Raw genomic sequence first — 21,964 nt, forward strand, 5'->3', positions numbered from 1 at the left:
GATTGGGTACTAATAGGCCGCTCGGTAGATCTTCTCGATATCGACGGCGCTCAGCTTGCGCGGATTGTTGCGCATCAGGCGTTCGATACCGGCAGCTTCCACGGCCATGGCCGGAATCGCATCCTCAGGCACCCCGAAACTGCGCAGGCCCAGCGGGATTTCCACCGCCGCGCACAGTTCGGTCATCGCCTCCACGGCTTTGTCCGCCGCTTCGTTGGCGCTCAGATGAGCGGTCTTCACCCCCATGGCCTCGGCAATATCCTGCATGCGTTCCACGCAAGCCATCTTGTTCCAGGTCATGACATACGGCAGCAGCAAGGCATTGCTGACGCCATGGGCAATATTGAACCGCCCGCCCAGGGGATACGCCAACGCATGCACTGCGCCGACCCCGGCATTGCCGAACGCCATGCCGGCCATCAGGCTGGCGGTGGCCATGTCTTCGCGAGCTTGCAGATGGGATGGATTGGCGTAGGCCTTGGGCAGCGCCTTGGTAATCAGCTTGATCGCGCCAATGGCCAGAGCGTCGGTGATTGGCGAGGCATTGAGCGACAGGTAGGACTCGATGGCGTGCACCAGCGCATCGACGCCACTGGCGGCAGTGACACTGCGCGGGCAGGTCAGGGTCATTTGTGGGCTGACCAGCGCTACGTCCGGCAACAGGTAGTCGCTGACAATGCCTTTCTTCAGCTGCGCGACCTTGTCGGAGAGGATGGCCACGTTGGTCACTTCCGAACCGGTGCCGGCGGTGGTCGGGATGGCAATCAGCGGCGGGCCTTTGCGCGGTACCTGATCGACGCCGAACAAATCCTCCAGAGCGCCGTGGTAACCGGCATAGGCTGCAACGCTCTTGGCGATGTCGATGGCACTGCCACCACCGAGACCGATCAGTCCGTCATGCCCGCCTTCACGGTAAACCCGCATGCAGTCTTCAACGATGGCGATTTCCGGGTCTGGCAGCACCCGGTCGAAAATCTCATAGCTGCGCTCGCCCAGCTGCGCCAGCGCCAGCTCTACCGTGCCGGACTTGACCAGTGCGGCGTCGGTGACGATCAGCGGGTTGTCGATGTCCAGACGCGTCAACTCGGCCGCCAGTTGCTCGATGGCACCTGCGCCGGTGATCAGTTTGTGAGCGATTTTGAAAGAGGAAAGACTCATGTGCGCAGCCTCTTATCGATAGGGGAGCTGGGCACAATAGTAGCTGGGGATTGGGGGTTGTCTGCTATTAAGTTCGTGAATGACAGCCGATCCCGAAAACTACACAAATCGACTGTGGGAGCGGGCTTGCTCGCGAAGGCGGAGTGTCAGTCGACGTGTATGTCGAATGTGCCGCCGTCTTCGCGAGCAAGCCCGCTCCCACATTTTGAGCTGTGTGAAATTTCAGACCTGCGCGGTACGCAGTTTTTCGCTGCGCCCGCGCAGCCACTCCAGCGTCAGCAACAGGATCACCGAGAACGCGATCAACAGCGTCGCGGCAGCGGCAATCGTCGGGCTGAGGTTTTCGCGGATGCCGCTGAACATCTGCCGAGGCAAGGTCGCTTGCTCAGGACCGGCGAGGAACAGCGTCACCACCACTTCATCGAATGAGGTGGCAAAGGCAAACAGCGCACCGGAAATCACGCCCGGCGCAATCAATGGCAATGTCACCCGACGAAACGCGGTCAGCGGCGAAGCGCCCAGGCTTGCAGCGGCCCGCACCAGGTTTTGGTTAAACCCCTGCAACGTCGCCGACACAGTGATGATTACAAATGGCACGCCCAAGACGGCGTGCACGACGATCAGCGAGATATAGCTGTTACCGAACCCCAGCGGCGCAAAGAACAGATAGCTGGCCACACCAATAATCACCACTGGCACCACCATCGGCGAAATCACCAGCGCCATCACCAGCGGTTTACCCGGAAAATCGCCCCGGGTCAGACCGATCGCCGCCAGCGTACCGAAGATCATCGCCAACACGGTGGCCGCCGGGGCCACGATCATGCTGTTCTTCAACGAACGCATCCATTCCGCCGACGCAAAAAAGTCCTGGTACCAGTGCAGCGAGAAGCCTTGCAGCGGATAGACCAGAAAACTCCCTGAGTTGAACGACAGCGGAATGATCACCAGCACCGGCAGGATCAGGAACAACAAAATCAAGCCGCAGAGAATCCGCAAACTGTAGAACCACACCCGTTCGATGGGCGACATATAAGGACTCAGCATTTCATTCTCCCCTTAGCTCAGGCGCAGGCGACTGGCGCCCACCAGCCAGCTGTAAATCAGATAAAGCACCACGGTCGCCAGCAGCAACAGCCCACCGAGTGCGGTCGCCATGCCCCAGTTGATGCTGGTGTTGGTGTAGAAGGCGACGAAATAACTGACCATCTGATCGTTCGGGCTGCCCAGCAATGCCGGGGTAATGTAGTAGCCGATGGCGAGGATGAACACCAACAGGCAACCGGCGCCGACACCGGCATAGGTCTGCGGGAAATACACCCGCCAGAAACTGGCGAACGGGTGGCAGCCGAGGGAAATCGCTGCACGCATGTACGTCGGCGAGATGCCTTTCATCACGCTGTAGATCGGCAGAATCATGAACGGCAGCAGGATGTGCACCATAGAGATGTAGACCCCGGTGCGGTTGAACACCAGCTCCAGCGGCTTGTCGATGACGCCCATGGCCATCAGGCCGCTGTTGATGAGGCCACCCGATTGCAGTAACACGATCCACGCGGCGACCCGCACCAGAATCGAGGTCCAGAACGGCAACAGCACCAGAATCATCAACAGGTTGCTTTGTCGCGATGGCAGGTTCGCCAGCAGGTAGGCCAATGGATAGGCCAGCACCAGACAGATCACGGTGATGATCAGACCCATCCAGAAGGTCCGGGCGAAGATATCGAGGTAGATCGCCTGATCGGGGGTGGCCGGGGCCACTTCGCCGAGGTCGTCGATACGGTGGTCGACGGAGGCCAGCAGGTAATAAGGCGTGACGCCACTGGTGTTGCGGCGCACGACTTGCCAATAGGCCGGGTCCCCCCAACGTTCATCCAGCGCTTCCAGCGCTTCTTTATAGGAGGCCGGTTCGGTGGCGAACGGCAAGGCGCGGGCGGTTTTGGTCAGCAGGCTGCGGTAGCCGGCCAACTCCATGTTCAAGCGCTTGGACAAGTCGCCCAAGGTCTGATTCTTGCGAGCTTCGGCGAGGTCTTCGCTGGCGGCCTTGTACACAGGCTCTGCCGGCAGGCCTCGGCCATCCCAACTGGCGATGGCTGCCACGGTGCGCGGCATGGTGCCGACCACTTCCGGGTTACCGACGCTTTTGTAGAGCAGCGCCACGATCGGCACCAGAAACACCAGCAACAGAAACAGCACCAACGGCGCGATCAAGGCTTGTGCTTTCCAGCGGTTGATCCGCTCGGCGTGCTTGAGCCGCTGCTTCAAGGTGGGGTCAGTGCCCGCGTTCAGGGGAATGGCGGTGGCCATGGCGTACTCCGGAAATCTTTGATCGTTGCAGAGGCGGCAAACGCCACCTCGAACTTTTGGTACTGATCGTTCCCACGCTCTGCGTGGTAACGCATCCAGTGATGCTCTGCGTCACAGGGACGCGGAGCGTCCCGGGCGGCATTCCCACGCAGAGCGTGGGAACGATCATCCGGTGAACCGTCGTCCCGTGTAGCGTGGTTACTTCGCAGCCCAGGAATTGAAGCGCTGCTCCAGTTGCTCGCCGTTGTCAGCCCAGAAGCTGACGTCGATCTGCACTTGGTTGGCGATGTTTTCCGGGGTGGTCGGCATGTCTTTCAGGACATCCTTGGACAGCAATGGCACGGCTTGGGTGTTGGCCGGGCCGTAGGCGATGTTTTCCGAGTAGGTCTTCTGCTGCTGCGGCGCCACCGAGAACGCGATGAATTTTTTCGCCGCTTCGGCACGGGTCTTATCTAGACCCTTTGGAATCGCCCATGCGTCGAAGTCGTAGATGCCGCCGTTCCACACCACTTTCAGGTTGCTTTCTTTCTGTACCGCCGCGATCCGGCCGTTGTAGGCAGAGCTCATGACCACGTCGCCGGAGGCGAGGTATTGCGGCGGTTGTGCGCCGGCTTCCCACCACTGGATGCTTGGTTTGAGCTCATCGAGTTTCTTGAACGCGCGGTCCTGACCGTCCTTGCCGGCCAGCACTTTGTAGACGTCTTTCGGTGCTACGCCATCGGCCATCAAGGCGAATTCCAGGGTGTACTTGGCGCCTTTACGCAGGCCGCGTTTGCCCGGGAATTTCTTGGTGTCCCAGAAATCCACCCAACTGGTCGGAGCGGTTTTCAGCTTGTCGGCGTTGTAGGCCAGCACGGTCGACCACACGAAGAAGCCCACACCGCACGGCTGAATAGCGCCTTTGACGTAGTCTTCGGTCTTGCCGAACAGCGCAGGATCGAGTTGCTCGAACATGTCTTCGTCGCAACCACGGGACAGTTCTGGCGATTCAACTTCCACCAGGTCCCAAGACACGCTCTTGGTGTCGACCATGGCTTTGACCTTGGCCATCTCGCCGTTGTATTCGCCAGCGACGATTTTGCCGTTGCCTGCCGCTTCCCATGGTGCGTAAAAGGCTTTGGCCTGCGCCGCCTTGTTCGCCCCGCCAAAAGACACCACGGTCAGGTCCGGGCCCGCCGCCATCGCGTGCGCCGCACCCATCATGCCCACGACCAGGGCTGTGAATTTCAGGGATCTCAACATTTATTGTTCTCCAACTGCAGGGTTAGTGTTGGTGAAGCAGGGGGGCGATCAATGCGCCTCTAAAAGTGGGTCGAGCGCGCGAACGTGTTCGACCTGCCAGCCAAGCGGTACCACATCACCGACAGCCAGCGCGGGATCGAGCTCGGCAATCGGTTGTTTCACGAAGAAGTCGGTCTTGCCGCAGACTTCCAGGCGAACCCGGACGTGGTCGCCCAGATAGATGAATTCCGCCACCCTCCCTGAGAAGCGGTTGACGCAGGACTCGCTCGAGCCATTGAGGCTCACGCGTTCCGGGCGAATCGACAGCGTGACCGGTTCGCCAGTCTTGCCGACGTTGACCGCCAGCGCTTCAACCTTTTCACCGCGACCGAGCTCGACCACGCAGCGGTCGCCGGTGTGGCTGTGCAAGCGGCCATTGAGACGGTTGTTCTCGCCGATGAAGTTGGCGACGAAGGTGTTTTTCGGTTCTTCATAGAGGGAGCGCGGCGGGGCGATCTGCTGGATTTCACCTTGATGGAAAACCGCCACACGGTCGGACATGGTCAGGGCTTCGCCCTGGTCGTGGGTCACGTAGACCACAGTCACGCCGAGGCGCTGGTGCAGGTGTTTGATTTCCATCTGCATGTGTTCACGCAGTTGTTTGTCCAGTGCGCCCAGGGGTTCGTCCATCAGTACCAGTTGTGGTTCGAACACCAGAGCGCGAGCCAGGGCCACACGCTGCTGCTGACCACCGGACAGTTGCGCTGGATAACGCTGGGCGAAGGTGTCGAGCTGAACCATGCTCAAAACACGCTTGACCCGGTCACTGACGTCGCTTTTGTTCAAGCCGCGCACGGTCAGCGGGAACGCCAGGTTCTCGGCGACCGTCATGTGCGGGAACAACGCGTAGTTCTGGAACACCATGCCGATGTCGCGTTTATGCGGCGGCACGTTGTTGATGGAGCGCCCGGCCAGTTGAATTTCCCCGGCGGTCGGCGTTTCGAAACCGGCGAGCATCATCAGACTGGTAGTCTTGCCGGAGCCGGACGGCCCGAGCAAGGTGAGAAATTCGCCTTTGCGAATATCCAGGTTGAGGTCTTTGACGATCAGGTTCTCGCCGTCGTAGCTCTTTTGCACTCCACGAAAGCTGACCAGAATATCGCTGGCCCCTGCGCTTGAATCAACCTGGCTCATACCCACACCTTTGTTATTGATGACTGCTGTGGACTAAGCCTAGTGGACGCTGGGAGCCACGCAAATCGGGGCGCAGGAGAGAATCGCCTCAGCCGGATGGAAGGTTGGGGGTAGGGATTGCCCTACAAGGATGGCGGGAATGGATAGGGGAGCGGTTAGCTTGACGCTGCAAGCCGCAAGAACGGGCAAAAGCGATGGGCAAAAGGGTGTCGTTATTGGATATGCCCACGATGGGATGCACAAAGGAGATTCCCTGTGGGAGCGGGCTTGCTCGCGAAAGCGGTAGATCAAGCAACATGGATGTTGAATGTGATGTCCTCTTCGCGAGCAAGCCCGCTCCCACATTGGATTGCAGTGAATCAGTGGGATTAGTCGTGTCAGAGGAGTTTGTGCTCCATCGCGTACTTCACCAGTTCGGCCAGGGAGGTGATGTTGAGTTTCTGCATCAACCGCGCCTTGTGAGTGCTGATGGTTTTGCTGCTCAGGGCCAGTTGTTGGGCGATGTCATTGACGTTGGCGCCTTGGGCCAAGCGTTCGAACACCGAGAATTCACGCTCCGACAGCAACGAGTGCAACGGCCGCGAATCCGTCAGGCCGACTTCGAAGACCATGCGGTCGGCCAGGTCCGGGTCGATGTATCGCCCACCCGCCGCGACCTTGCGGATTGCCGTCAGCAGCAATGCCGGATCGCTGTCCTTGGTCGCATAGCCTGCGGCGCCAACCTTTAACGCCCGTGCGGCCATTTGCGCTTCGTCGTGCATCGACAACACCAGAATCGCCGGGGGATTGTTCAGTGCGCGAATCCGCGGGATCGCTTCCAGGCCATTGACCCCGGGCATGGAGATATCCAGCAACACCACTTCGCACGGAACATGGCGCAAGGTCTCGAGCAACTGCTCGCCATTGCTCGCCTCCCCTACCACCAGCAAGTCCTTGGCCAGGCCAATCAATTGCTTGATGCCTTCGCGAACGATGGTGTGGTCTTCGGCTACCAGTACACGGATCACGTTCTTCTCCATTCTTCTTATGTCAGAGCCAAGATCATTCGCGAGCAAGCCCGCTCCCACATTTGGAATGCGTCCCCCCCTGTGGGAGCGGGCTTGCTCGCGAAGGCGCCAGTCCAAACAACTTAAAACCATCAGGCTTCATCCAGCGGCACTCGCACACTCAGGGTCGTGCCCTCCCCCGGCTCACTCTCAAGCGACAACTGCCCGCCCATGATCAACACCCGCTCACGCATGCCAACCACGCCAAAGGATGTCGGCCGGCCAGCGGCGGCGACAAATCCTACGCCATCATCACTGACGGTCAGACAGAGTTCATCGCCCTCAAGGGCCAGCGTCAGTTCAACAGTATGCGCCTGGGCGTGGCGCATGACATTGGTCAGCGCTTCCTGAAGGATCCGGAACAGCCCGATGGCCTTGGCATCGCTGAGCACCGGCAGGTTATCCGGCACCTGCACCAGGCATGGGATCTGCGTACGCGCCTCGAACCGCCGGGCCTGCCACTCAATGGCCGAAGCGATCCCGGCATCGAGAATCGGCGGCCGTAGCGCCGTGGCCACATCGCGCACCAGTTGAAACAGCTGAGCGATCAAACGCTTCATGCTGTTCAAACGCTCGTGCAGCCCCGGATCGAGCTGGGCATAGGCCAGCTCACACATGGATGTTTCCAGCTTGAGCACGGTCAGCATCTGACCCAGTTCGTCATGAACTTCCCGGGCAATCCGGGCCTTTTCCTCTTCCCGCACGCTCTCCAGGTGCGCGGACAACTCACGCAATTGCTCGCGGGAGCTGGCCAGCTCCAGTTCGATGCGTTTGCTCTCGGTGATGTCCCAGACAATCCCGTCCCAGACATAGGTGCCGTCTTCAAGTCGACGGGTGATGGCCTTGATCTCGGCCCAGCGTTGTTCACCCTGACGGGTCAGAATCCTCCCCTGCCACGACCAGTCACTGTCGGTATCCAGTGCATGATCCTGAGTCTGGTGATAACTGGCCTTGTCGTCCGGATGCACCAGACTGCGCAGGCCTTTGTCCCGATGGGCCAGGGTGGTTGGCGAGTACCCCACCAGGCTCTCGCTGCCTTCACTGATGTAGGCAAAGTCGATCTGCCCGGTCACCGGCGCACGCTCCAGACGAAAGACCAGGCCGGGGACGTTGGCGGCGATCCCTTGCAGCCTCGCCTCGCTTTCCTGCAATGCGGCCAGAGCGCGACGACGCTCGGTGACGTCATTGAGGTAAACCACCAGGTATTCGCCATCGCGAAAACGCAAGAAGCTCAACGAAACATCCGCCGGCAGAATACTGCCATCCGCTCGCACGCAATTGGTTTCGAAACTTAGCGGCCCGTCCTCACTGGCCCGCGCGCGCTTCCACAGGCTCAGCCAGCGGTCCATGTGCAAACCGGGTTCGAAGTCGATCAACGGCCGATCAATGATCCCTCCCGCCGGGTAGCCGAGCATGGTTTCGGCCGCGCGGTTGGCGTAGCGCACATGGCTGTCCCAATTGACCCAGAGGATGCCGACGGTGCTCTGATCGATGGAAAATTGCGTGAGGCGCAAGGCCTCTTCGCTGGCCTCGCGCAGGGCAATGTCTTCGCGCGCCGCCAGCAATCGCTGCTCCAGACTGTGTTGTTGGCGACGCAGCCAAAACACAATGGCCATGCAGCTCAACAGCAACACCACCAAGAGCAGACTGAGGTTCTGCCAAAAACCCGGCGACTCGGACAGCCGCGGGTACTTGGGTTGCAGCCATTGATTGTGCAGTTGTTCGAGGTCCTTGGCCGGAATCGCCCGTAGCGCACTTTCGACGATCCCGGCCAACTCCGGCCAGTCCCGGCGCGTGGCCACTCGCAGCAGTTGCGGGAAACCGATATCGCCCACCACGGCCAGCCCGGAGAATTCGGGCTCGACAGACAGACGCCCGAACTGCGCTTCATCGACCACGGCATAACCGGCCTGCTGACTCAACAACAATTGCAGCGCCTGACGCTCCAGAGGCACGCCTTGCAGGTTCAGATGGGGATAATTGCTGCGCAGATAATCGGCGGTGACGCTGGGCATGCGCACGGCGACGCGGGTCTGGCTGTCGAGCTTTTCCAGCTCTACCGCACCGGTGCTCTTCTGGTCGCTGACCACCAGTTGCGGCACCCGCATGTAAGGGTCGGAAAATTGCCAGAGCCGCAAAGCCGCGGGGGTTTGCGTCAGCCCTGGCGCGATATCGATGTCGCCTTCACGCGCCGCGGCTTCCAGTTGCGCAAGATCAGGATAATTGCGCCAGCTCAGTTCGATCTTGAGCGCCTTGGCCAGCCACTTCATCAGCTCGACGTTAACCCCGGACAGGCGCTGCAAGCGGCGATCGTATTGGGCATAGGGCGTTTGCAGCACCACCCCGACCCGCAACTCGCCATGCTGCGCCAGCCATTGCTGTTGCGCTGGCGACAAGTGCACGACATGCGCTGGTGGCGCGGGCGCCGCCCAGCCCATCAAGGGAAACCACAACCAGCCGATAACCCACAGGCAGCGAAAATGCATCATCGAAGTCTCACACACTGACAAGTACTGACCAACCCATTAGGCTGCCGGAATAACTTCTGGCCTGGAATATCCGATGCCCCCTGTCTACCGCCTGGCACTGCCAGCATTGTGCCTGTCGTTGATCCTGCCTTGCGCGTTTTCCGTCGAGGCGGGCGACCCGGCACCTGCCACTGCGGAAAAACCCGCAGAAGAAAAACCGGTTGAACGCCAGCCGCTGCTTGAGCGTAGTCAGGAAGAAGCGACAGCACTTGAGCGAAAAATCCCTGCGCAGGAACAGCAACAACTGCAAGCCGGCACCGACAGCTTTCTCGCCTTGTGGAAACCGGCCAATACCGCCGAACCCAAAGGCGCGGTGATTATCATCCCGGGCGCCGGCGAAACCGTTGACTGGCCGCAATCGATCACCCCATTGCGGCGCAAGTTGCCGGACGCCGAGTGGAGCAGCCTGAGTATCACCTTGCCAGACCTGCAAAGCGAAGCCATTGCGCCACGGATCGTCGAAGTGGCGCCAGTGCCCAAAGCGTCTGATGCCGGCAGCAAAGACTCCACGACTGCGGCGCCCATCGAACAGGCGGCCGGCGGCGAAGCGGATGTGGCCGACAAGGCCATCGTCGAAACCACCGAAGAACAGGCCAAAACGGACGCGGAACGAATCTTCGCTCGCATCGATGCGGCCATCGCCTATGCCGAACAGCAAAGCGCTCGCAGCATCGTCGTGCTGGGCCATGGCACCGGTGCTTATTGGGCCGCGCGTTATCTGAGCGAGAAGCAGCCATCGCAAGTCGAGAAGTTGGTGATGATCGCCGCTCAGACGCCTGTTACAGCGACGCCGGGGCTGGCTGAGCTCACACCCACCTTGAAGCTGCCTACCGCAGATATCTTCTATATGGATAAGCCGGTGGATCGTAACGCGGCGCTGGAGCGTTTGCAGGCCAGCAAGCGCTTGAAGACTTCGGGGTTCAGTCAGGTGTCGCTCAAGGCTTTGCCGGGGAATGCCAAGGCCGAGCAAGAGCAATTGGTCCGTCGGGTGCGCGGGTGGTTGAATCCGCAGAGTGCGGCAGACTGATAGATCGGCGGCGCCCCCTTCGCGAGCAAGCCCGCTCCCACACTAGATCGCGTTCAGACAGGTAACGCCGATCAAATGTGGGAGCGGGCTTGCTCGCGAAGGCGATAGCACTGTCAACACAACTCTGCCCTGCTAACGAAAATCCCGCCGCTCACGAATCAACGTATAGGCAGTATGCAATTCACGAGTCTTGTCCGTGGCCTCACGAACCTGCAACGCCGTCGCACCGCTGCCGGCAATCTTGTCCGGGTGATGGCGACTGAGCAAGCGTCGATAGGCGCGTTTGATTTGCGCCGGCTCACTGGTCGCCGACACTCCCAATAGCCGCAAGGCATCTTGATAAGTTACAGCGCTGCTGACCGATGGGCGTTTCTGCGGCTCATAGTCAGTCGCCAAGGCCTGCACCTGTTGCCGCGTCCACCCTAACCATTTGCCCCATTGGGCAATCAGCTCGCGCTCACTGCGACCGGCGCGGCCGTCGGCCCAGACCATCCGCCAACAGGCACGCAACACACCTTCCGCCGCATGGGGTTGAGCACTCAGGCGTCGCAGATAACCGCGCAACCGGTCATGTCCCGACTTACCGCGATTGAACGCCGCAATCGCTCGACGTTGCGCCGATTCGGTCATCTCCAGCGAGCGCATTTCCTGTCGCGCCTGCTGGATGTGGCCATCCACTACCCGCCCATCACTCTTGGCCAAACGGCCCAGCAACACGAACAGCAGTTCATCGTTGCGCAGCACCGAACGACCACCGAATTTTTCCCACAAATGTGCCCAGCTTTGCAGGTGCAAGCGCCGGTCCAGCGCCTGTCCTAACAAAGCGCCGAGCATGGCCCCCGGAATGCTGGCTATGGCAAAGCCCGCTCCGGCTCCAATCAGAGTCCCTGGCCACAACATGTCAGCGTCTCGCTTCTATCAAAGTTTCTACTTCAGCCAGGCGCTCATGAGTACCGACATCCACCCACTGCCCATTCAGGCGTTCGCCGGTCACTAGTCCATCGGCCATGGCTTTGCGCAGCAGCGGCGCAAGCTTGAAGGCACCGGCCGAGCAACCGTCGAACAGCTGCGGGTGCAGCACGGCGATGCCGCTGTAGGTCAGGGATGATGTATCCGGCCGGCCGTCCTGCACCTGGCTATCGACCAACGTGAAGTCTCCACTCGGGTGGTGCGCCGGGTTGTCCGCCAATACTAGATGAGCGAGCCCGGCGATGGGCTGATGCAACACGCTGAAGTCGTAGTCGGTCCAGATGTCACCGTTGACCACCACAAAAGCCTCGTCCCCCAGCAACGGCAACGCGCGAAAAATACCACCACCGGTTTCCAGCGGCTCACCTTCCGCCGAGTACTGAATGCTCACGCCATACCGCGAGCCATCGCCCAGGTAATCCTCGATCTGCTGACCGAGCCAGGCATGGTTGATCACGATCTCGGTAAACCCTGCAGCCGCCAAGGCGCGCAGGTGATATTCGATCAGGGGCACTCCGCCGGCGCGAACCAGTGGTTTTGGCGTGGTCAGGGTCAGCGGACGCATGCGCTCGCCTTTACCCGCCGCCAGAATCATTGCCTTCATTCATTCGCTCCAGCACGCAGACTGGCCAGCAATTCACCCAGCTCCGCCAATTCAGGGCGACGGGCGATGACCGCGTCTATATAAGCAAAGAAGCGTGGCACATCGCCAAGGTAGCGTGGCTTGCCATCGCGATGGCAGATGCGGGCGAAAATGCCGATGACTTTCAGGTGTCGCTGCACGCCCATCAGGTCGCTGGCACGCAGGAAATCTTCAAAGTCTGGTTGAACCGGAATGTCGAGCGCGCCGGCTTGCTGCCAGTAATCCTCCAGCCAGCCACGCACGCGCTCTTCAGGCCAACTGAGGAAGGCGTCCTTGAACAGGCAGGTCACGTCGTAGGTCACAGGGCCGTAGACCGCGTCCTGAAAATCCAGCACACCGGGATTCGGCTCGCTGAGCATCAGGTTGCGCGGCATGTAGTCTCGATGCACCAGGACTTTGGGCTGGGCCAGAGCGCTGTGGATCAGCAGATCACTGACCTGCTGCCACAGGATTTGCTGCGCCGAGTCGAATTCGATGCCCAGTTCGCGCTTCACGTACCATTCGGGGAACAGTTCCAGCTCGCGACGCAGCAGTGCCACGTCATAACTCGGCAGCGGTGCCACCATCGGCAACTGTTGGAAAGCCAGCAACGCTTGCAGGGCATCCTTGAACAAATCGTCAGCGTTTTCGCTGTCGATCACGTCCAGGTAAGTCTTGTTACCCAGGTCATTGAGCAAAAGAAAACCACGCTCGAGGTCTTCGGCATAAATTTTCGGCACGTTTATTCCGGATTTCGCCAGCAGAAACGCAATATCCACGAAGGGTTTGCAGTTTTCCTGGGGCGGTGGCGCGTCCATTACGATGAAGCTTCGGCCTGCGCCTTCCCAGCGAAAATAACGTCGAAAACTCGCGTCGCTACTGGCCGCGGTCAACGTGGCCGGGGGCACGGAGCCCCAGCCTTGTTCTGCAAAGAGGATAGCCAACTGTTCATCGAGCCAAACTTTCAGGTGTTGCAAGCGTACATCTTGATCAGGCATTGCAAGGGTCTCCGACGGCGCTAGCCGTCAAGCGGGTCATGCTTTATTATCCGACATCTTGTGCGACACGCGTGGCCACACTTCGAGGTGTAAGGTCATCTTGAAGGGTTTTCGATGAAAACCGACAGCTTGGGTACCCAATCCCATGAATCAAAACCGTCCCAGAAGTCCAATGTCTTCAAGGACTTGCCGCAGCGGCGGTGACATAAGCCCAAGGTCGCTTAGCACGGTAGCGCGACCGCAGAATCGGTTCTCCCGGTTCTGAGTGCACCTTTATACATAAGCCCCCTGAGGGCTAAACCCACGCGGAAGACAATCCCCGCTGGGGTTATCTCCTGCACTAGAAACAGGAGGTAACAATCTCACAGAGCATGCTGCCCCGACAGTCCCTGCTCTCATCTCATCAAACCGGAGACATGAGCGAAAGCTCTGTCTGTCATTGTCCATTTATCTTGCTTGCAGGGTAACAGCGGACTCGTTGTGCGACCAACGATAGCCTAGGAAGACATGCGTCACTGGTAACGGTGGGGTATGAAGCTTTTCCGACAATGTAGCCCCCAATCTTGGGTGCATTTTCGCTGCGAAGCGTGATGTGGACACTCGGAGCAGAACCGGGTCGAGGCGCTAGGCTGGCTGGTAAGGGTAACGTAAGTGAACTGCTGATAAACACCGTAAGGATAACCATGCCAAAACTGCTGATAGGCATGAACCAAAAGGTATGGGGTCGGATATTCCTGTGGGATGTGGGAATACGTCGCTGCAATGCCCCCGGTGGAAAGGCAGACCCTAACCCAGTCGTGTGACAGGCGGGGAACGTGGTAAGCCCGTATGGCTGCCTTCGGGCAGGTGAACCGCAAGGGGATCTGTTGGCTGTGCGGGTATGGGATCGCAGAGAAAGCGAACGCCGGGCTGTAATGGTCCGGATAGGGGTTGAGACATTACCCCACGGGAAACCGGGCAGACTTCTGCGTGGTCTTTCGTCGCATGAACTCTGACTGAACCTGTCTCAATGATCTTAGAGGCCAGCTGTAGTGGTCTCCTATTAATCCAACCCTGACGGGAACGTCCATTCCCGTCAGGGGATGCGTACGTCTCCTGTCCGGGGAAACTTGGGAGGAAGGCAGCATGATAGTACACAGCCTAAAAGCCGTGTCTGCGCCCTCCGACATTCCGCAACAGTGGCATGACATCGACTGGTGTCGTGTTCAGCGGAACGTTCGGGCAATGCAGTTACGGATTGCGAAGGCTTGTCGGGAAGGCCAATGGCGCAGGGTGAAAGCCTTGCAACGGATGCTGACCCGCTCTCGAACGGCCAGATACTTGGCTGTACGGCGAGTCACTGAAAACCAGGGCAAGCGCACGGCGGGAGTCGACCGCGTGCTCTGGGATACACCCGATGCTAAATGGAAAGCGGCAAATGGGTTGAAGCGCCACGGATATAAGCCACGGCCTTTACGGCGTGTGTTCATTCCGAAGTCAAATGGGACGGAACGTCCTTTGGGCATTCCGACCATGACTGACAGGGCCATGCAGGCGTTGTATTTGCTGGCGCTGGCACCCATCGCAGAAACCACGGGTGATCCGAATAGCTACGGCTTCAGGATCGAACGCTCGACGGCGGATGCGATGGGCCAGCTGTTCGTTTGCCTATCCAAGAAGGTTTCGGCCCAATGGGTATTGGAGGCGGACATCAAAGGTTGCTTCGACCATATCAATCACGACTGGTTGATCGCCAATATCCCTACGGACAAGGCGATCCTCCGGAAGTGGTTGAAGGCTGGTGTGATTCATAAAGGCCAGCTACAGGCAACGAATGCCGGTACGCCACAGGGCGGGATTATCTCGCCTACCTTGGCAAACATGGTGTTGGACGGTCTGGAAACACAGCTCAAGCAACATCTGGGCGTGACAAGGGCCAAGAAGCTGAAGATCAATGTGGTGCGATATGCGGATGATTTTGTGATTACCGGTAGCTCGAAAGAAGTGCTGGTAAACGAGGTCAAACCTTGGGTGGAGCAGTTCCTTGCGGTACGGGGGCTACAGCTGTCGCTTGAGAAAACCCATGTCGTCCACATAGATGAAGGCTTCGACTTTCTGGGATGGAATTTCCGTAAATATGGCGGGAAGCTCCTGATCAAACCAAGCAAGAAAAACGTGCGTACGTTTTATCGCAAGGTAAAGGAGGTCATCAGCGCCAATAAGGCGGTGAAACAGGAGAATCTGATTCGCCTGTTGAATCCAGTACTGCGTGGCTGGGCGCTCTATCACCAGCCCGTGGTAGCCAAGAAAGCGTACAGTCGCATGGATTACCAGATATTCAAGGCACTTTGGCATTGGGCAAAACGGCGACACCCGAATAAAAGTCTCGATTGGATCAGGAAGAAGTATTTCAAACATATCGAAGGGCGAAGCTGGGTGTTCCGTACCACGTTACTGATAGAGGCTGAAGTCAAAGAGGAGATCAGGCTATACACCCTGGAGGCTACGCCGATCGAGAGGCACAGAAAAATCAGCGGGGAGTACAACCCGTTCGACCCCGTGATGGAGGAAATGGGCGAAAAACTGCGGATGTCCCGGATGCTCGGGAAGCTGAAATACCGCAGGCAAGTATCAAGCCTGTTTCAATCACAAAAAGGTCTGTGTCTACTGTGCAAGAACCCCATAACTAGGGAGACAGGGTGGCATGACCACCACATCATTTATCGCTCACAAGGCGGTGGTGACTCGCTAAGCAACCGGGTACTATTGCATCCCATTTGCCACCAGCAGCTTCATGCTCGTGGGTTAACAGTGAACAAACCGGCTCCCAATTATGGGGGTTAGGTAAAGACTTGAGCCGTATGCGCTGAAAGGCGCACGTACGGTTTTTAGGGGGGAGCAGGCCAGAAATGGTCTGTTCCTACCCAACTTTCAGACCATCGAGAGGCGTGCGGCCCACACCGCGGGCAGATGGCACGCAGGAAGCCCGGACTAATAAGATGGCATTGAAATCCCCCGCGTTTCGTAAAAAATTTCCGTTGTTGGTCACCGGCAGTCTGCTGGCCCTGCAACCCCTGGCCACGTCGTTCGTGGTCGCCGCGGAACAGTATGACTGCTCAGTCTCTGCTTCGGGTGCCTGGGACTGTGCGCCAAAGGCGCCGGCTGCGGCATTGCCACCCCGTCCTGTCCATGACGGCAGCGCAGTTTCCGCCACCGGTGAAGCCCCGGCAGACACCGGTTCCAGCGCAGACACCGGCGCCAAACCTGTGCTGGTTACCGAGTCCAAGGGCCGCGGCCTGAAGTCGCGTAGTGAAGACTACAGCCACCTCGACTGGGTTCCACGCGAGAAGCTCACCGCAGCGCAATTGGCAGAAACCGGTCCTTACTGCTCTGGTTCCTATATCGAACCGATTCGTCCTGGCATGAATGACAAGACGAATAAAAGTGACGCTCCGACCTTTCTCGGTGCCAAAGCCTCTCGTTATAAGCAGGATGAGCAGGTCGCCACCCTGGCCGGTGACGTGGTCATGCGTCAGGGCAGCATGCAGGTCGAAGCCGACGAAGCGAACCTGTATCAGGCCGAGAGCCGTGGCGAACTGAGCGGCAACGTCCGTGTTCGCGACAACGGCGCACTGATCGTGGGCGACCACGCCGACGTGCAGCTCGACACCGGTGAAGCCAAGGTCGACAACGCCGAATACGTGATGCACAAATCGCGCATCCGCGGTAACGCGCTGTACGCCAAGCGTGCCGAGAACGCGATCATCCGCCTCAAGGATGGTACGTACACCACGTGCGAACCGGACAGCAACGCCTGGCAGCTCAAGGGCAACAACATCACCTTGAACCCGGCCACCGGTTTCGGTACCGCAACCAACGTGACGCTGCGGGTCAAGGACATTCCGGTTCTGTATACGCCGTACATCTATTTCCCGATCGACGACCGTCGCCAGTCCGGCTTCCTGCCGCCGACCATCGGCACCGGCAGCGATACCGGCTTCCTGCTGGTCACCCCGTATTACTTCAACCTGGCACCGAACTACGATGCCACGTTGTACCCGCGCTACATGAGCAAGCGTGGCCTGTTGATGGAAGGCGAGTTCCGCTACCTGACCAAGTCCAGCGAAGGTCAGTTCGGCGCCGCGTACCTCAACGACGAAAACGACGATCGCAAGCTGCAGAGTGAATACGAAAAAACCCGCTACATGTACAACTGGCAGCACAAGGGTGGCCTCGACTCGCGCGTCTTTACGCAAGTTGATTACACCAAGATCAGCGATCCGTATTACTTCCAGGATCTGCAGACCGACCAGATTGGCGTGAAAAGTTCCGACTACGTGAACCAGCAGGGCTCTGTCACCTATCGTGGCGACAGCTATGCCGCTCGTTTGAACGCCCAGGCTTATCAGCTGGCGACTGTTTCGAACATCACGCCGTATGATCGTTTACCGCAGATCACCTTCAATGGTCAGCTGCCATATCATCCGCAAGGGCTGAATTTCGATTACGAGACAGAGCTGGTGCGGTTTGAGCGTGACCTGCTCGATGGGAACTACGTAAACGAAGACGGCACGGTCGCACCGCGTCTTGATAACAACGTACAAGGCTTGGCACGAGCCAACGGCAACCGTTTGAACCTCAAGCCGGGTGTCAGCCTGCCGTTGGACTGGACTTATGGTTTCTTGAAACCATCCCTGAAGTACCAGTACACACAATACGATCTGGATCTGGATGGCACCGGCAAGAGCCAGATTGCTGCGCAAAGTGCAGAGGCGGACCGACTCAACGGTACCTACAGTCGTAACCAGAACCGTGGGGTGCCGATCGCGAGCATCGACAGCGGCCTGTACTTCGATCGCAACACTCAATGGTTCGGCAAAAACTATCGCCAAACCCTCGAACCGCGCTTGTTCTACCTCTACGTCCCTGAGACTGATCAGGAAGACATTCCGGTATTCGATACAGGCGAATACACCTTCAACTACGCCTCGCTGTTCCGCGACAACCGCTTCTCCGGCTCCGACCGTGTCGGTGACGAGAACAAGCTGTCGCTGGGCGTGACCAACCGCTGGATCGAAGACAACGGTTTCGAGCGTCAACGCATCAGCGTCGGCCAGGCTTTGTACTTCAAGGACCGCGAAGTCCAGTTGCCGGGTATCGATGCGAAAACCCGCGACGACGCACAAGCCAGTGTTTCGCCATATGCACTTGAATACGAATACCGCTGGAACCGTGATTGGCGCACCACCGCCGACTACAACTGGGACCCGGACAGCCGCAGCCCTCGCTCGGGCAGCGCGATGTTCCACTACCAGCCGGAAGACAACCCGAACAAAGTCATCAACGCCGGCTATCGCTATCGCAACGACCAGGTCCGTTATGACCAGAACACCGGTCAATGGACGGTGGGTGGCGGTGACTACGGCACTCCGGGCACTCCTGGTTACGTGAAGGACTACTACAAGATCAAGCAGCACGACTTCTCGGTGATCTGGCCGATCGTGCCGCAGTGGAACGCCATCAGCCGCTGGCAGTATGACTACAACCGCAACCGTACCCTGGAAGCCTTCGGTGGTTTCGAGTACGACAACTGCTGCTGGAAACTGCGCCTTATCAACCGTTACTGGGTCGACTATGAAGAGTTCAGTCAAGCCGCCCCGGAAAACGAAAAAGGCGACCACGGCGTCTTCCTCCAAATTGTTCTGAAGGGACTCGGCGGCCTCACTGGCGCCAAGGTAGAGAGCTTCCTCGACAAAGGCATCCAAGGTTATCGTGAACGTGAAGACCAAGCTTTCTGATTGTCTGCGCCCGCTAATGCTGGGCGCGCTGTTCCTGGGTACCGCGGCCAACGCCGCGGTACAGTCCATCGATAAAGTGGTGGCCATCGTCGACAACGACGTGGTCATGCAAAGCCAGCTGGACCAGCGTGTCCATGAAGTTCAGCAAACCATCGCCAAACGCGGTGCTGCCGTACCGCCTGCAGGCGTACTGGATCAGCAGGTGCTCGAGCGTCTGATCGTCGAAAACCTGCAACTGCAGATCGGCGAACGCTCCGGCATCCGCATCACCGATGAAGAACTGAACCAGGCAGTCGGCACCATTGCCCAGCGCAATAACATGTCCATCGAACAATTCCGCGCGGCCCTGGCTCGCGACGGCCTGTCTTATGACGACGCTCGTGACCAGATCCGCCGCGAAATGGTCATCAGCCGTGTGCGTCAGCGCCGTGTAGCGGAACGCATTCAGGTGTCTGAGCAGGAAGTGAAGAACTTCCTGGCGTCCGACCTCGGCAAGATGCAGCTGTCCGAAGAATTCCGTCTGGCCAACATCCTGATTCCTACGCCGGAAAGCGCCAACTCCGACGCGATTCAGAATGCAGCCAAGCAAGCCGACGCGGTTTACCAGCAACTCAAGCAAGGCGCTGACTTCGGCCAGCTGGCAATCGCCAAATCCGCCAGCGAAACCGCGCTGGAAGGCGGCGACATGGGCTGGCGTAAAGCCGCTCAACTGCCACCTCCGTTCGATCGCCTGCTGAGCACCATGACGGTTGGCGACGTTACCCAGCCAATGCGCACGCCGGGCGGCTTCATCATCCTGAAGATCCTCGACAAGCGTGGCGGCGAAGCCCAGGTGCGTGACGAAGTGCATGTGCGTCACATCCTGGTCAAACCAAGCCCGATCCGCGACGAAGAAAAAACCAAAGCCCTGGCTCAATCGCTCTATTCCCGTATCGAAGCGGGCGAAGATTTCGGCGAACTGGCGAAAAGCTTCTCGGAAGACCCGGGCTCGGCCCTCAACGGGGGTGACCTGAACTGGATCGACCCGAATGCGCTGGTGCCTGAATTCCGCGAAGTGATGGCCAAGACCCCACAAGGTCAGCTGTCCAAGCCGTTTCAAACCCAATATGGCTGGCACGTTCTGGAAGTCCTTGGCCGTCGCGCCACTGACAGCACCACCCAGGCCCGCGAACAGCAAGCGATGACCGTACTGCGTAACCGCAAATACGACGAAGAGCTGCAAACCTGGCTGCGTCAGATCCGTGACGAAGCGTATGTAGAAATCAAGCTCCCTGGTGCAGACCAGGCAACACCGTGAAACCCAAGCGTTTCGCGTTGACCCCCGGCGAACCGGCCGGCATAGGTCCCGACCTGTGCCTGCTGCTCGCCTCGCAAGCCCAGCCATACCCTCTGATTGCCATTACCAGCCGCGACCTGCTCATCGAGCGGGCCGCGCAGCTGGGTGTGGTTGTCGATCTGCTGCCGGTAACGCCGGACAGCTGGCCGGATGCTCCCGCGCAGGCCAACAGCCTGTATGTGTGGGATACGCCACTTAACGCCAAGGTCACCGCCGGGCAACTGGACAAAGCCAATGCGGCTTTCGTTCTGGAAACCCTGACCCGCGCTGGTCAGGGCTGCCTGGACGGACATTTCGCCGGCATGATCACCGCCCCTGTGCACAAGGGTGTGATCAATGAATCCGGAATCGCCTTTTCCGGGCACACTGAGTTTCTTGCGGACCTGACTCATACCGCGCAAGTGGTGATGATGCTCGCCACTCGTGGCTTGCGCGTGGCACTGGTTACCACTCACCTGCCCCTTCGCGAGATTGCCGATGCAATCACGCCGGAGCGCCTGGAGCGGGTCACACGGATTCTGCACGCCGACCTGCAAAAAAAATTCGGCATCGCCCAGCCCCGCATCCTGGTTTGCGGGCTTAACCCGCACGCCGGTGAAGGCGGTCACCTGGGCCATGAAGAAATCGACATCATCGAACCTACATTAGAGCGCCTGCGCGGCGAGGGCATGGACCTTCGCGGTCCCCTGCCCGCCGACACTCTGTTTACCCCCAAATATCTGGAGCACTGCGACGCGGTGCTGGCGATGTACCACGACCAGGGCCTGCCCGTGCTGAAATACAAAGGCTTCGGCGCGGCAGTCAATGTGACCCTCGGCTTGCCGATCATTCGCACGTCAGTCGACCACGGCACCGCCCTGGATCTGGCCGGCAGCGGCAAAATCGATACCGGCAGCCTGCAAGTCGCCCTGGAAACCGCCTACCAGATGGCCGAGACCCGTTTATGACCGAGCATTACCAACACAAGGCGCGCAAGCGCTTCGGCCAGAATTTCCTGCACGATGCCGGCGTTATCGACCGCATCCTGCGTTCTATCCATGCCAAACCCGAAGACCGCCTGCTGGAAATTGGCCCGGGCCAGGGTGCATTGACCGCAGGCCTGCTCAACAGTGGCGCCCAGCTGGACGTGGTGGAGCTGGACAAGGACCTGATCCCGATCCTCAACCAACAGTTCGCCGGCAAGAGCAATTTCCACCTGCATCAGGGCGACGCGCTGAAGTTCGACTTCAACAGCCTGAATGCCGCGCCGAACAGCCTGCGAGTGGTCGGCAACCTGCCGTACAACATCTCTACACCGCTGATTTTTCATCTACTGCACAACTCCCACCTGATCCGCGACATGCACTTCATGCTGCAAAAGGAAGTGGTCGAGCGCCTGGCGGCAGGTCCTGGCGGCGGTGACTGGGGTCGCCTGTCGATCATGGTTCAGTATCACTGCCGGGTCGAACACCTGTTCAACGTTGGCCCGGGGGCGTTCAATCCGCCGCCGAAAGTCGATTCGGCCATCGTGCGTCTGGTGCCTCACGCAGTACTCCCACATCCAGCCAAAGATCACAAACTGCTGGAGCGCGTCGTGCGCGAAGCCTTCAACCAGCGCCGCAAAACATTGCGCAACACCCTCAAACTGCTGCTGAGCAACGCTGAAATCGAAGCCGCCGGCGTCGATGGCAGCCTGCGCCCCGAGCAGCTCGATCTGGCTGCCTTCGTGCGTCTGGCCGACAAGCTCAGCGAACAAGTCCTACAAAAGCCTGCCACCGACTGACAGGCGATGAGCGCTATCG

Annotated in this window: 16 protein-coding genes; 6 read left to right on the top strand and 10 right to left on the bottom strand. The window is 59.1% G+C overall.

Annotation, left to right across the window (positions count from 1 at the left end; genetic code table 11):
* Positions 1–9: 9 nt before the first annotated feature.
* From IC37_RS14680 to IC37_RS14710, 7 genes are all read right to left on the bottom strand, one after another.
* A complete protein-coding gene (locus IC37_RS14680) occupies positions 10–1,158 on the bottom strand; it encodes an iron-containing alcohol dehydrogenase (protein WP_030130019.1) in 1,149 nt (382 codons plus the stop codon).
* Positions 1,159–1,380: 222 nt separating this feature from the next.
* Complete coding sequence (locus IC37_RS14685) at positions 1,381–2,205, bottom strand: ABC transporter permease (RefSeq protein WP_030130018.1); 825 nt, start codon at positions 2,203–2,205, stop codon at positions 1,381–1,383.
* Between the two features lie 12 nt (positions 2,206–2,217).
* Positions 2,218–3,465, bottom strand: a complete 1,248-nt coding sequence (locus IC37_RS14690; RefSeq protein ID WP_030130017.1) for an ABC transporter permease — start codon at positions 3,463–3,465, stop codon at positions 2,218–2,220.
* 198 nt (positions 3,466–3,663) lie between these two features.
* Complete coding sequence (locus IC37_RS14695) at positions 3,664–4,707, bottom strand: ABC transporter substrate-binding protein (protein ID WP_030130016.1); 1,044 nt, start codon at positions 4,705–4,707, stop codon at positions 3,664–3,666.
* 48 nt (positions 4,708–4,755) lie between these two features.
* The gene (locus tag IC37_RS14700; protein WP_030130015.1) at positions 4,756–5,880 is read right to left on the bottom strand and encodes an ABC transporter ATP-binding protein; all 1,125 of its coding nucleotides are present in this window, start codon (positions 5,878–5,880) and stop codon (positions 4,756–4,758) included.
* Between the two features lie 377 nt (positions 5,881–6,257).
* Positions 6,258–6,899 (bottom strand): response regulator transcription factor, encoded by a 642-nt coding sequence (locus tag IC37_RS14705; protein ID WP_174160275.1) that lies wholly within the window; start codon positions 6,897–6,899, stop codon positions 6,258–6,260.
* Between the two features lie 119 nt (positions 6,900–7,018).
* Entirely contained in the window at positions 7,019–9,415 is a 2,397-nt protein-coding gene (locus tag IC37_RS14710) for a PAS domain S-box protein (protein ID WP_030130014.1), read from the bottom strand.
* 73 nt (positions 9,416–9,488) lie between these two features.
* Here IC37_RS14710 and IC37_RS14715 point away from each other — a divergent pair, with 73 nt between their 5' ends.
* The gene (locus IC37_RS14715) at positions 9,489–10,481 is read left to right on the top strand and encodes an alpha/beta hydrolase family protein (RefSeq protein ID WP_030130013.1); all 993 of its coding nucleotides are present in this window, start codon (positions 9,489–9,491) and stop codon (positions 10,479–10,481) included.
* A 132-nt stretch (positions 10,482–10,613) separates the two neighbouring features.
* On the opposite strand, the gene IC37_RS14720 is transcribed toward IC37_RS14715, so the two are convergent.
* Genes IC37_RS14720 through IC37_RS14730 form a run of 3 tightly spaced genes read right to left on the bottom strand, consistent with a single transcriptional unit; the run spans position 10,614 to position 13,070 of the window.
* Complete coding sequence (locus IC37_RS14720) at positions 10,614–11,381, bottom strand: TerB family tellurite resistance protein (RefSeq protein ID WP_030130012.1); 768 nt, start codon at positions 11,379–11,381, stop codon at positions 10,614–10,616.
* Position 11,382: 1 nt separating this feature from the next.
* The gene (gene murU / locus IC37_RS14725; RefSeq protein ID WP_030130011.1) at positions 11,383–12,054 is read right to left on the bottom strand and encodes an N-acetylmuramate alpha-1-phosphate uridylyltransferase MurU; all 672 of its coding nucleotides are present in this window, start codon (positions 12,052–12,054) and stop codon (positions 11,383–11,385) included.
* Positions 12,051–13,070 carry an aminoglycoside phosphotransferase family protein gene (locus tag IC37_RS14730; protein WP_030130010.1) on the bottom strand — a complete coding sequence of 340 codons (1,020 nt, stop codon included), beginning with the start codon at positions 13,068–13,070 and terminating at the stop codon, positions 12,051–12,053. The genes murU and IC37_RS14730 overlap by 4 nt, the downstream gene beginning before the upstream one ends.
* A 1,125-nt stretch (positions 13,071–14,195) precedes the next feature.
* Between IC37_RS14730 and ltrA the strand changes: the two genes are divergently transcribed.
* The 5 genes from ltrA to rsmA all read left to right on the top strand — a co-directional run bounded on the left by ltrA (position 14,196) and on the right by rsmA (position 21,945).
* A complete protein-coding gene (gene ltrA, locus IC37_RS14735; protein WP_030130009.1) occupies positions 14,196–15,893 on the top strand; it encodes a group II intron reverse transcriptase/maturase in 1,698 nt (565 codons plus the stop codon).
* A 155-nt stretch (positions 15,894–16,048) separates the two neighbouring features.
* Complete coding sequence (locus IC37_RS14740; protein WP_030130008.1) at positions 16,049–18,847, top strand: LPS-assembly protein LptD; 2,799 nt, start codon at positions 16,049–16,051, stop codon at positions 18,845–18,847.
* Positions 18,828–20,144: a peptidylprolyl isomerase SurA gene (gene surA, locus IC37_RS14745; RefSeq protein ID WP_033864892.1), complete on the top strand. Its 1,317-nt coding sequence runs from the start codon at positions 18,828–18,830 to the stop codon at positions 20,142–20,144. The genes IC37_RS14740 and surA overlap by 20 nt, the downstream gene beginning before the upstream one ends.
* A complete protein-coding gene (gene pdxA, locus IC37_RS14750; RefSeq protein ID WP_030130006.1) occupies positions 20,141–21,130 on the top strand; it encodes a 4-hydroxythreonine-4-phosphate dehydrogenase PdxA in 990 nt (329 codons plus the stop codon). The genes surA and pdxA overlap by 4 nt, the downstream gene beginning before the upstream one ends.
* Entirely contained in the window at positions 21,127–21,945 is an 819-nt protein-coding gene (gene rsmA, locus IC37_RS14755; protein ID WP_030130005.1) for a 16S rRNA (adenine(1518)-N(6)/adenine(1519)-N(6))-dimethyltransferase RsmA, read from the top strand. The genes pdxA and rsmA overlap by 4 nt, the downstream gene beginning before the upstream one ends.
* Positions 21,946–21,964 lie beyond the last annotated feature (19 nt).

Source organism: Pseudomonas sp. QTF5, assembly GCF_000512695.2.
Taxonomy (GTDB): Bacteria; Pseudomonadota; Gammaproteobacteria; order Pseudomonadales; family Pseudomonadaceae; genus Aquipseudomonas.

Coding starts and splice junctions, on each gene's coding strand:
- IC37_RS14680 (WP_030130019.1), bottom strand. CDS start 1,158: ATGAGTCTTTCCTCTTTCAAAATCGCTCACAAACTGATCACCGGCGCA.
- IC37_RS14685 (WP_030130018.1), bottom strand. CDS start 2,205: ATGCTGAGTCCTTATATGTCGCCCATCGAACGGGTGTGGTTCTACAGT.
- IC37_RS14690 (WP_030130017.1), bottom strand. CDS start 3,465: ATGGCCACCGCCATTCCCCTGAACGCGGGCACTGACCCCACCTTGAAG.
- IC37_RS14695 (WP_030130016.1), bottom strand. CDS start 4,707: ATGTTGAGATCCCTGAAATTCACAGCCCTGGTCGTGGGCATGATGGGT.
- IC37_RS14700 (WP_030130015.1), bottom strand. CDS start 5,880: ATGAGCCAGGTTGATTCAAGCGCAGGGGCCAGCGATATTCTGGTCAGC.
- IC37_RS14705 (WP_174160275.1), bottom strand. CDS start 6,899: ATGGAGAAGAACGTGATCCGTGTACTGGTAGCCGAAGACCACACCATC.
- IC37_RS14710 (WP_030130014.1), bottom strand. CDS start 9,415: ATGATGCATTTTCGCTGCCTGTGGGTTATCGGCTGGTTGTGGTTTCCC.
- IC37_RS14715 (WP_030130013.1), top strand. CDS start 9,489: ATGCCCCCTGTCTACCGCCTGGCACTGCCAGCATTGTGCCTGTCGTTG.
- IC37_RS14720 (WP_030130012.1), bottom strand. CDS start 11,381: ATGTTGTGGCCAGGGACTCTGATTGGAGCCGGAGCGGGCTTTGCCATA.
- murU (WP_030130011.1), bottom strand. CDS start 12,054: ATGAAGGCAATGATTCTGGCGGCGGGTAAAGGCGAGCGCATGCGTCCG.
- IC37_RS14730 (WP_030130010.1), bottom strand. CDS start 13,070: ATGCCTGATCAAGATGTACGCTTGCAACACCTGAAAGTTTGGCTCGAT.
- ltrA (WP_030130009.1), top strand. CDS start 14,196: ATGATAGTACACAGCCTAAAAGCCGTGTCTGCGCCCTCCGACATTCCG.
- IC37_RS14740 (WP_030130008.1), top strand. CDS start 16,049: ATGGCATTGAAATCCCCCGCGTTTCGTAAAAAATTTCCGTTGTTGGTC.
- rsmA (WP_030130005.1), top strand. CDS start 21,127: ATGACCGAGCATTACCAACACAAGGCGCGCAAGCGCTTCGGCCAGAAT.